General features: G+C 61.5%; 11 protein-coding genes. 9 read left to right on the top strand and 2 right to left on the bottom strand.

Annotation, left to right across the window (positions count from 1 at the left end; all coding sequences use genetic code 11):
* Positions 1-123: 123 nt before the first annotated feature.
* Complete coding sequence (locus ACZ52D_RS05780; RefSeq protein WP_464442821.1) at positions 124-999, top strand: DMT family transporter; 876 nt, start codon at positions 124-126, stop codon at positions 997-999.
* Here the strand turns inward: ACZ52D_RS05780 and ACZ52D_RS05775 are convergent.
* On the bottom strand, positions 996-1802 hold the full coding sequence (locus ACZ52D_RS05775) for a putative rhamnosyl transferase (protein ID WP_464442820.1): 807 nt from the start codon (positions 1800-1802) through the stop codon (positions 996-998). The two genes, ACZ52D_RS05780 and ACZ52D_RS05775, sit on opposite strands and share 4 nt — an antisense overlap.
* Positions 1803-2164: 362 nt before the next feature.
* On the opposite strand from ACZ52D_RS05775, the gene rpsL reads away from it, so the two are divergent.
* From rpsL to ACZ52D_RS05735, 8 genes are all read left to right on the top strand, one after another.
* On the top strand, positions 2165-2536 hold the full coding sequence (rpsL, locus tag ACZ52D_RS05770) for a 30S ribosomal protein S12 (RefSeq protein WP_019298617.1): 372 nt from the start codon (positions 2165-2167) through the stop codon (positions 2534-2536).
* A gap of 15 nt (positions 2537-2551) precedes the next feature.
* Positions 2552-3022 (top strand): 30S ribosomal protein S7, encoded by a 471-nt coding sequence (gene rpsG, locus ACZ52D_RS05765; RefSeq protein WP_039134851.1) that lies wholly within the window; start codon positions 2552-2554, stop codon positions 3020-3022.
* Positions 3023-3040: 18 nt separating this feature from the next.
* Positions 3041-5158: an elongation factor G gene (gene fusA / locus ACZ52D_RS05760; protein WP_222456127.1), complete on the top strand. Its 2118-nt coding sequence runs from the start codon at positions 3041-3043 to the stop codon at positions 5156-5158.
* Positions 5159-5221: 63 nt separating this feature from the next.
* The gene (gene tuf, locus ACZ52D_RS05755) at positions 5222-6397 is read left to right on the top strand and encodes an elongation factor Tu (RefSeq protein ID WP_222456126.1); all 1176 of its coding nucleotides are present in this window, start codon (positions 5222-5224) and stop codon (positions 6395-6397) included.
* 324 nt (positions 6398-6721) lie between these two features.
* Entirely contained in the window at positions 6722-7036 is a 315-nt protein-coding gene (gene rpsJ, locus ACZ52D_RS05750) for a 30S ribosomal protein S10 (protein WP_024809816.1), read from the top strand.
* Positions 7037-7054: 18 nt separating this feature from the next.
* Complete coding sequence (rplC, locus tag ACZ52D_RS05745) at positions 7055-7759, top strand: 50S ribosomal protein L3 (protein ID WP_222456125.1); 705 nt, start codon at positions 7055-7057, stop codon at positions 7757-7759.
* On the top strand, positions 7756-8373 hold the full coding sequence (gene rplD / locus ACZ52D_RS05740) for a 50S ribosomal protein L4 (RefSeq protein ID WP_222456124.1): 618 nt from the start codon (positions 7756-7758) through the stop codon (positions 8371-8373). Before rplC ends, rplD begins: the two co-directional genes overlap by 4 nt.
* Positions 8370-8666 carry a 50S ribosomal protein L23 gene (locus ACZ52D_RS05735; RefSeq protein WP_222456123.1) on the top strand — a complete coding sequence of 99 codons (297 nt, stop codon included), beginning with the start codon at positions 8370-8372 and terminating at the stop codon, positions 8664-8666. The genes rplD and ACZ52D_RS05735 overlap by 4 nt, the downstream gene beginning before the upstream one ends.
* A 105-nt stretch (positions 8667-8771) precedes the next feature.
* Here the strand turns inward: ACZ52D_RS05735 and ACZ52D_RS05730 are convergent, their stop codons facing one another.
* Positions 8772-8969, bottom strand: a complete 198-nt coding sequence (locus tag ACZ52D_RS05730; protein ID WP_222456122.1) for a CsbD family protein — start codon at positions 8967-8969, stop codon at positions 8772-8774.
* Between the last annotated feature and the right edge of the window lie 59 nt (positions 8970-9028).

Raw genomic sequence — 9028 nt, 5'->3', positions numbered from 1 at the left:
GATGCGGAAGCCGGGGCGGCGCAATTTTTCTGGCCTGGACCTGGCAGATCTTTTCAAACCGGGGGCGACGCCCGCCGCCGATCTGGCGGTCGGCTGGCACGCCACAGCAACGGGGGCGCCGATATGACGGCTAACCAGACCGGGGCGCTGCTGATGTGCGTCAGCATGGCGGCCTTCACGTTCAATGATGCGCTGGTCAAACTGGTGGGAACGTCCCTGCCGCTGCCGCAGATCCTGACCATTCGCGGATTGGCGGCGAGCTTCCTGATCTATCTCCTGGCGCGGAACCTGGGCAGTCTGCGGATGCGATTGTCGCGACGGGCGTGGACGATGATTGCCTTGCGCAGCCTGTGCGAGGTCGGCGCGACCTACCTGTTTCTGACGGCGCTGCTGCGGATGCCGATTGCCAACATCACCGCGGTTCTCCAGGTGCTGCCGTTGTCGGTCACCCTGGGGGCGGCGCTGCTGTTCTCCGAACCGGTGGGCTGGCGCAGGATGGCCGCCATCGTCGCCGGTTTCTGCGGTATGCTGCTGATCGTGCGACCGGGGCCGGATGGTTTCAGCGACGGCGCCCTGTTTGCCCTTGGCGCGGTGGCCTTCGTGACCGCGCGCGATCTGGTCACCCGCCGGATGCCGCCCGAGGTGCCGTCGATGACCGTGACCTTCTGCGCGTCGCTTTCGGTTCTGGCCTTTGGGGCGAGCAGCTCGGTCACGGTTGACTGGCAACCGGTGAGCGGCGACCAACTGTTGGTCCTGATGGCCGCGGCCTTCTTCATCTTCGGCGGCTACCTGTGCTCGGTGATGACGATGCGGGTCGGGGAAATCGCCGTGATCGCACCGTTGCGGTATACCGGATTGTTGTGGGCGCTGCTGCTGGGCTGGGCAGTGTTTGGCGAATGGCCGGACACGGTGACGATGACGGGCGCCGGAATCGTTGCCGCCGCGGGGCTGTTCACGCTGTACCGGGATCGACGGATCGCGCGGCGTCGCGCCGCCTAGGCATCGCGGAAGATGGCGCGCACCGAGTCGGTCCGGATGCCGAAGATCGTCGCGAACTCCTGTTCCTGCTGGGCCGTCAACGGCGCCACATCGACGGGTTTTGCGCCGCTCTGGCGTGAGTCGTTGTAGCCATTGTGGCTGCGTACCCACATCGGCACATCGCTGAAGGTCAGCGTCGGCATGTGATGGTGAATCCGGTGGTGGGCGAAATTCATGATCGTCCGGCGGGTGCCTCCGGCCGCATACATCCCGAGCGCGGCCGTCGCATAGGGGGTTACGGTCGCGGTTGCGCGGATCCCGTCTGCTCCGAACTCGGCGATGTAGCCGCGATTGAAATCGATGGCGGCCATCGGCGTCTTTTCCAACAGCGTGGCACAGTCACGGGCGGTTTCGCGCAACCGCTCGACGAACTCCGCCGCCACGGCATCGTCATCGTCCAGCCGGAACTGCAGGCAGGGCTGATCCCGGTCCTCGCGCGCGCCGTTCAGAAGATCCTTCATGACATCCCTGTGCCGACGCGGCGGTTCCGCATGGATCCGCACCTGCGGCAGGTCTGCGGTCAGATCGTGCAGCCGGTCGCGGTGGTGCCGGGGCAGGCTGTCGCCGATCACCACCAGCATGTCGAACTCGGGGTCGCTCTGTTTGCGCAGGCAGGGCAGGGTGACGGCCTCGAACAGCCGAAACCGCTCCTCCATGCGGGCATCGGAATAGAGGTAGGCGATCCGCTCCTCGATGGTTTCATGCACCACCTGGAACCCGCCGAGGGCCGGGTAGGAGAACCGACACAATCCGATGACTTGCATGCTGAAAATCCATATCTTCACAAAGGCTGTGGCAGTGACTATGGCGGTGCGGCGACAGGCTGGCAACCGCGCCCGGCGGTCGGCGACCATGGGTTGTCGGTGCCACCTGTTGACAACATCCGCGACTCCCCATATACGCCCGCTTATCCGGCACCCGGAGTGTATCTCCGAAAGCCGAATTCAAAATTGCAGTGGCTCAAGAACCGGGCACTTTTACCACCCGGTTCCTCTGTAAACACACCGCGTCGTCTCACCTCGGAATGGGAGCGATTGCGGTTTTTGCGCTTGTGGACGCATAAGTGCAACAGAATAACCCGCACGCGCCGGCGTGCATGACATGTTGCGAAACGGGGAATACCTGAATGCCAACGATCCAACAGCTGATCCGCAAGCCGCGTCAGCCGAAACGCAAAGTTTCGAAGTCCCAGCACCTCGAGCAGTGCCCGCAGAAACGCGGCGTCTGCACCCGCGTGTACACCACCACTCCGAAGAAGCCGAACTCCGCTATGCGGAAAGTTGCGAAGGTGCGCCTGACCAACGGTTACGAAGTGATCTCCTACATCCCTGGTGAAAGCCACAACCTTCAGGAGCACTCCGTGGTCCTGATCCGCGGCGGCCGGGTGAAAGACCTTCCGGGTGTCCGTTACCACATCCTGCGCGGTGTTCTGGATACCCAGGGCGTCAAAGACCGTAAGCAGCGCCGCTCGAAGTACGGCGCGAAGCGTCCTAAGTAAGAAGGAGAGAGCGAGATGTCCCGTCGTCACGCCGCAGAAAAACGCGAAGTCCTGCCCGACGCCAAGTTCGGTGACCGCGTTCTGACCAAATTCATGAACAACCTGATGATCGATGGCAAGAAATCGGTCGCAGAGCGTATCGTGTACAACGCGTTTGACCGCGTTGAAGCCAAGATCAAGCGCGCGCCCGTGGAAGTGTTCCACGAAGCGCTGGACAACGTGAAACCCTCCGTCGAGGTCCGCTCCCGCCGTGTTGGTGGTGCAACCTATCAGGTGCCGGTTGAAGTGCGTCCCGAGCGTCGCGAAGCGCTGGCAATCCGCTGGCTGATCACCGCCGCGCGCGGCCGCAACGAGAACACCATGGAAGAGCGCCTCGCAGGCGAGCTGCTGGACGCCGTCCAGTCCCGTGGTACCGCGGTCAAGAAGCGCGAAGACACCCACAAAATGGCCGAGGCAAACAAAGCCTTCAGCCATTACCGCTGGTAAGCTAGGGGGCTTAGACCTATGGCACGCGAATATCCGCTCGAACTATACCGTAACTTCGGTATCATGGCGCACATCGACGCAGGTAAGACCACCTGCTCCGAGCGCATCCTGTTCTACACCGGCAAATCCCACAACATCGGTGAGGTGCACGACGGTGCAGCCACCATGGACTGGATGGAGCAGGAGCAGGAACGCGGCATCACCATCACCTCGGCTGCGACCACCACTTTCTGGGAACGCACCGAAGACGGTAAGACTGCCGATTCTCCGAAGCACCGCCTGAACATCATCGACACCCCCGGCCACGTTGACTTCACCATCGAAGTTGAGCGTTCGCTGGCGGTTCTCGACGGTGCCGTCTGTGTTCTGGACGCCAACGCTGGTGTTGAACCCCAAACCGAAACCGTGTGGCGTCAGGCTGACCGCTACAAGGTTCCGCGTATGGTGTTCGTCAACAAGATGGACAAGATCGGCGCTGACTTCTTCAACTGCGTTCGCATGATCGAAGACCGCACCGGCGCGCGCGCTGTTCCGGTCGGTATCCCGATCGGTGCCGAGAACGAGCTGGAAGGCCTGATCGACCTGGTCACCATGGAAGAATGGCTGTGGCAGGGCGAAGACCTCGGCGCAAGCTGGGTCAAGGCTCCGATCCGCGACAGCCTGAAGGACATGGCTGAAGAGTGGCGCGGCAAGATGATCGAAGCGGCCGTCGAGCAAGACGACGACGCGATGATGGAATACCTGGAAGGCAACGAGCCCGACGTGCCGACCCTGCGCAAACTGCTGCGCAAGGGCACCCTGGCGCTGAACTTCGTTCCGGTTCTGGGTGGTTCCGCGTTCAAGAACAAAGGTGTGCAGCCGCTGCTGAACGCCGTGATCGACTATCTGCCCAGCCCGCTGGACGTTGTCGATTACATGGGCTTCAAGCCGGGTGACGAGAACGAAGAGCGTAACATCGCCCGCCGTGCGGACGACGACATGCCCTTCGCAGGTCTGGCGTTCAAGATCATGAACGACCCCTTCGTCGGCTCCCTGACCTTCACCCGGATCTACTCCGGCGTGATGAACAAGGGCGACACCCTGCTGAACTCGACCAAGGGCAAGAAAGAGCGCGTTGGCCGGATGATGATGATGCACTCGAACAACCGTGAGGAAATCACGGAAGCGTTCGCGGGCGACATCATCGCGCTGGCAGGCCTGAAGGACACCACCACCGGTGACACCCTCTGCGCCGTCAACGACCCGGTCGTTTTGGAAACCATGACCTTCCCGGATCCGGTGATCGAGATCGCGGTTGAGCCGAAAACCAAGGCCGACCAGGAGAAGATGTCCCAGGGTCTGGCCCGTCTGGCCGCCGAAGACCCGTCCTTCCGCGTCGAAACCGACCTCGAGTCCGGTCAGACCATCATGAAGGGCATGGGCGAACTTCACCTCGACATCCTGGTGGACCGCCTGAAGCGCGAGTTCAAGGTTGAGGCGAACATCGGTGCGCCGCAGGTGGCCTACCGTGAGACCATCTCGAAGCCGATCGAGCACACCTACACCCACAAGAAACAGTCGGGTGGTTCGGGTCAGTTCGCGGAAGTCAAGCTGGAGATCCAGCCGACCGAGCCGGGCGAAGGTTACTCCTTCGAATCCCGCATCGTCGGTGGCGCGGTGCCGAAGGAATACATCCCCGGCGTCGAAAAGGGCATCCAGTCCGTCATGGACTCCGGTCCGCTGGCAGGCTTCCCGGTCATCGACTTCAAGGTTGCCCTGATCGACGGTAAGTTCCACGACGTGGACTCCTCGGTTCTGGCCTTTGAAATCGCATCCCGCATGTGCATGCGTGAAGGTCTGAAAAAGGCCGGCGCGAAACTGCTCGAGCCGGTGATGAAGGTCGAGGTGATCACCCCGGAAGAATACACCGGTGGCATCATCGGCGACCTGACCTCCCGTCGTGGTCAGGTGTCCGGCCAGGAGAACCGCGGCAACGCGATCGCCATCGACGCCTTCGTGCCGCTGGCGAACATGTTCGGCTACATCAACACCCTGCGTTCGATGAGCTCGGGCCGCGCCCAGTTCACCATGCAGTTCGATCACTACGATCCGGTGCCGCAGAACATCTCGGAAGAGATCCAGGCGAAATACGCATAAGCGTCAAGACTTTGAGGGGTTCGCGGCATCCGCGGGCTCCTCTCGAAACAAAAGGAGGCCATCATGGCTAAGGAAAAGTTTGAACGTAATAAACCGCACGTCAACATCGGCACCGTTGGCCACGTTGACCACGGCAAAACCACGCTGACCGCAGCGATCACCAAATACTTCGGTGACTTCAAAGCCTACGACCAGATCGACGGCGCACCGGAAGAAAAAGCCCGCGGCATCACCATCTCCACCGCCCACGTGGAATATGAAACCGAAGCGCGTCACTACGCGCACGTCGACTGCCCCGGCCACGCCGACTACGTGAAGAACATGATCACCGGTGCGGCCCAGATGGACGGCGCCATCCTGGTTGTGAACGCAGCCGACGGCCCGATGCCGCAGACCCGCGAGCACATCCTGCTGGCGCGTCAGGTTGGCGTTCCGGCCCTGGTTGTCTTCATGAACAAGGTTGACCAGGTCGACGACGAAGAGCTGCTGGAGCTGGTGGAAATGGAAATCCGCGAGCTGCTGTCCTCCTACGAGTTCCCGGGCGACGATATCCCGATCATCGCGGGTTCCGCGCTGGCGGCGATGGAAGGCCGTGATCCGGAAATCGGCGAAAACAAGATCAAGGAACTGATGGCGGCCGTGGATGAGTACATCCCGACCCCCGAGCGTGCGGTTGACCAGCCGTTCCTGATGCCGATCGAAGACGTGTTCTCGATCTCCGGCCGCGGTACCGTTGTGACCGGCCGTGTCGAGCGTGGCGTGATCAACGTTGGCGACGAAATCGAAATCGTCGGCATCAAAGACACCACCAAAACCACCTGCACCGGCGTGGAAATGTTCCGCAAGCTGCTGGACCGCGGTGAAGCAGGCGACAACATCGGCGCCCTGCTGCGTGGTGTTGACCGTGAGTCGGTTGAGCGTGGCCAGGTTCTGTGTAAGCCGGGCTCCGTGACCCCGCACACCAAGTTCGAAGCCGAAGCCTACATCCTGACCAAGGAAGAAGGCGGCCGTCACACCCCGTTCTTCGCGAACTACCGTCCGCAGTTCTACTTCCGCACCACCGACGTGACCGGCACCGTGACCCTGCCGGAAGGCACCGAGATGGTGATGCCGGGCGACAACCTGAAGTTCGGTGTTGAGCTGATCGCTCCGATCGCGATGGAAGACGGTCTGCGTTTCGCCATCCGTGAAGGCGGCCGCACCGTCGGCGCCGGCGTCGTGTCCAAAATCATCGAGTAATCAGGTCTCCTGATACTGGATGGAAAGGGCCTCCCTCGGGAGGCCCTTTTTCTATGCGGGACGAAGGGAAGGGGCAGGTGACATGAGCGGCCCCTACATTTGCGCCTGGCTGCACGGCCCGGATGCCTCCGGCAGGGAGCGCGCGTGCGAATTCCTTTTGTTTCGCGGCGCACCCCCTTGTCAGACCGGGCCATAGCGCGTATAGGGCGCGAGTTCACCGAGTGTGATCAGGGGCGGGATGATTCCCGCCTTTTGGGTTCGATGAGGGATTGCGGTGAGCGCAGGCCCTCCTCTCAACCCCAACGCCTAGAATAAGGCTGTACGATGCAAAGCCAAAACATCCGTATCCGGCTGAAGGCATTTGACTACCGCGTGCTGGATGCCAGCACCCAGGAAATCGTCAACACTGCCAAGCGGACCGGCGCCCAAGTGCGCGGCCCGATCCCGCTGCCGAACAAGATTGAGAAGTTCACCGTTCTGCGTGGCCCTCACATCGACAAGAAATCCCGCGATCAGTTCGAGATCCGTACGCACAAGCGTCTTCTCGACATCGTCGACCCGACCCCGCAGACCGTGGACGCGCTGATGAAGCTCGACCTGGCCGCTGGCGTTGACGTCGAAATCAAGCTGCAATCGTAAGATCGGAGGGTATAGATTATGCGTTCCGGTATTATCGCAAAGAAAGTCGGCATGACCCGACTGTTCATGGAAGACGGCAAGCAGATTCCTGTGACCGTTCTGTCCCTGGACGGCCTGCAGGTTGTTGCTCAGCGCACCGAGGAAAAGGACGGCTACACCGCTGTTCAGCTGGGTGCCGGTACCGCCAAGGCAAAGCGCACCAGCAAAGCCATGCGCGGTCACTTCGCAGCAGCCAAGGTTGAGCCCAAGCGCAAGCTGGCCGAGTTCCGCGTTCCCGCGGAAGGCCTGATCGAAGTCGGTGCCGAAATCTCGGCCGAACATTTCCTGGCTGGCCAGAAAGTGGACGTGACCGGTACCTCGATCGGTAAAGGTTTCGCAGGTGCCATGAAGCGTCACAACTTCGGTGGTCTGCGCGCCTCGCACGGTGTGTCGATCTCGCACCGTTCGCACGGTTCGACCGGTCAGTGTCAGGACCCCGGCCGCGTCTTCAAAGGCAAGAAGATGGCGGGCCACATGGGTGCTGCCCGTGTGACCACCCAGAACCTGGAAGTGGTGAAAACCGACGCCGAGCGCGGCCTGGTCTTCATCAAGGGCGCCGTTCCGGGCCCGAAATCCGGCTGGGTTACCGTCAAGGATGCCGTGAAGAAGAAAGCCCCCGAGGGTCTGCCTTTCCCGGCCGCTCTGAAAACTGCGGAAGCTCCCGCGGAAGGTGGTGAAGCATGAAACTTGACGTGATCAAACTGGACGGCGGCAAAGCGGGCGACATCGAACTGTCCGAAGAGCTGTTCGGCCTGGAGCCGCGTGCGGACATCCTGCACCGTGTGGTTCGCTGGCAGCGCAACAACGCGCAGCAGGGCACCCACAAGGTGAAGACCCGCTCCGAGACCTCCTACTCGACCAAGAAGATCTATCGCCAGAAGGGTACCGGCGGCGCACGCCACGGTGACCGCAACGCGCCGATCTTCCGCAAGGGTGGTATCTACAAGGGTCCGACCCCGCGGTCGCACGGCCACGAGCTGACCAAGAAGTTCCGCAAGCTGGGCCTGCGCCACGCGCTGTCCGCCAAGGCGAAAGCGGGCGAGCTGGTCATCATCGAGGACGCGAGTGCCGAGGGCAAGACCTCCGCTCTGGCCAAGCAGGTTAAGAACCTGGGCTGGAAACGCGCTCTGGTCATCGACGGCGCTGCCGTGAACGAGGGTTTTGCTCGCGCCGCCAAGAACATCGAAGGTCTGGACGTACTGCCGACCATCGGTGCCAACGTCTATGACATCCTGAAGCGTGACACCTTGGTGATCACCAAAGCAGGTGTCGAAGCACTGGAGGCTCGCCTGAAATGAGCGCGAAGGCAGAACACTACGACGTGATCCGCAAGCCGATCATCACCGAGAAATCCACCCTGGCGTCCGAAAACGGCGCCGTGGTGTTCGAAGTGGCGATCGACAGCAACAAGCCGATGATCAAGGAAGCTGTTGAAGCTCTCTTTGGCGTCAAGGTCAAAGCGGTCAACACCACCGTCACCAAGGGTAAGGTCAAACGTTTCCGCGGCCAGCTGGGCCGTCGCAAGGACGTCAAAAAGGCCTATGTGACCCTGGAAGAAGGCAACACCATCGACGTGACCACCGGTCTCTGAGATCTGTCTTCTTGAAGAACATGAGAGGCCCTCGCGAATGCGAGGGCCTTTTTACATGCGCCTACGAGGCAGGCACGGGGAGGGAGTTGCCCCGCGCCGACCGGGTCACAGGCGTGCGATCCACTGATCGATTTCGCGTTCGGCTTCTTCTTTTTCGCGGCCGTAGCGCTCCTGGATCTTGCCGGCCAGTTCTTCACGGCGGCCGTTGATCCGGTCCCAATCGTCGTCGGTGATGTCACCCCAGGTTTGCTGGGCTGCGCCCTTCAGCTGTTTCCATTGGCCCTTCACTTGATTCCAGTCCATGGCTTCGTCCTTTCCTGTCGTTGGTGAGCCTGTCTCGACAACGTCTGGAGCGCAGATAG

It is taken from the genome of Leisingera sp. S2M4, from assembly GCF_055398055.1.
This window is presented reverse-complemented; position numbering and strand designations above follow the sequence as displayed.

Excerpts from the sequence above, each read along its gene's own strand:
- ACZ52D_RS05780 (WP_464442821.1), top strand. The coding sequence starts at position 124 with ATGACGGCTAACCAGACCGGGGCGCTGCTGATGTGCGTCAGCATGGCG.
- ACZ52D_RS05775 (WP_464442820.1), bottom strand. The coding sequence starts at position 1,802 with ATGCAAGTCATCGGATTGTGTCGGTTCTCCTACCCGGCCCTCGGCGGG.
- rpsL (WP_019298617.1), top strand. The coding sequence starts at position 2,165 with ATGCCAACGATCCAACAGCTGATCCGCAAGCCGCGTCAGCCGAAACGC.
- rpsG (WP_039134851.1), top strand. The coding sequence starts at position 2,552 with ATGTCCCGTCGTCACGCCGCAGAAAAACGCGAAGTCCTGCCCGACGCC.
- fusA (WP_222456127.1), top strand. The coding sequence starts at position 3,041 with ATGGCACGCGAATATCCGCTCGAACTATACCGTAACTTCGGTATCATG.
- tuf (WP_222456126.1), top strand. The coding sequence starts at position 5,222 with ATGGCTAAGGAAAAGTTTGAACGTAATAAACCGCACGTCAACATCGGC.
- rpsJ (WP_024809816.1), top strand. The coding sequence starts at position 6,722 with ATGCAAAGCCAAAACATCCGTATCCGGCTGAAGGCATTTGACTACCGC.
- rplC (WP_222456125.1), top strand. The coding sequence starts at position 7,055 with ATGCGTTCCGGTATTATCGCAAAGAAAGTCGGCATGACCCGACTGTTC.
- rplD (WP_222456124.1), top strand. The coding sequence starts at position 7,756 with ATGAAACTTGACGTGATCAAACTGGACGGCGGCAAAGCGGGCGACATC.
- ACZ52D_RS05735 (WP_222456123.1), top strand. The coding sequence starts at position 8,370 with ATGAGCGCGAAGGCAGAACACTACGACGTGATCCGCAAGCCGATCATC.
- ACZ52D_RS05730 (WP_222456122.1), bottom strand. The coding sequence starts at position 8,969 with ATGGACTGGAATCAAGTGAAGGGCCAATGGAAACAGCTGAAGGGCGCA.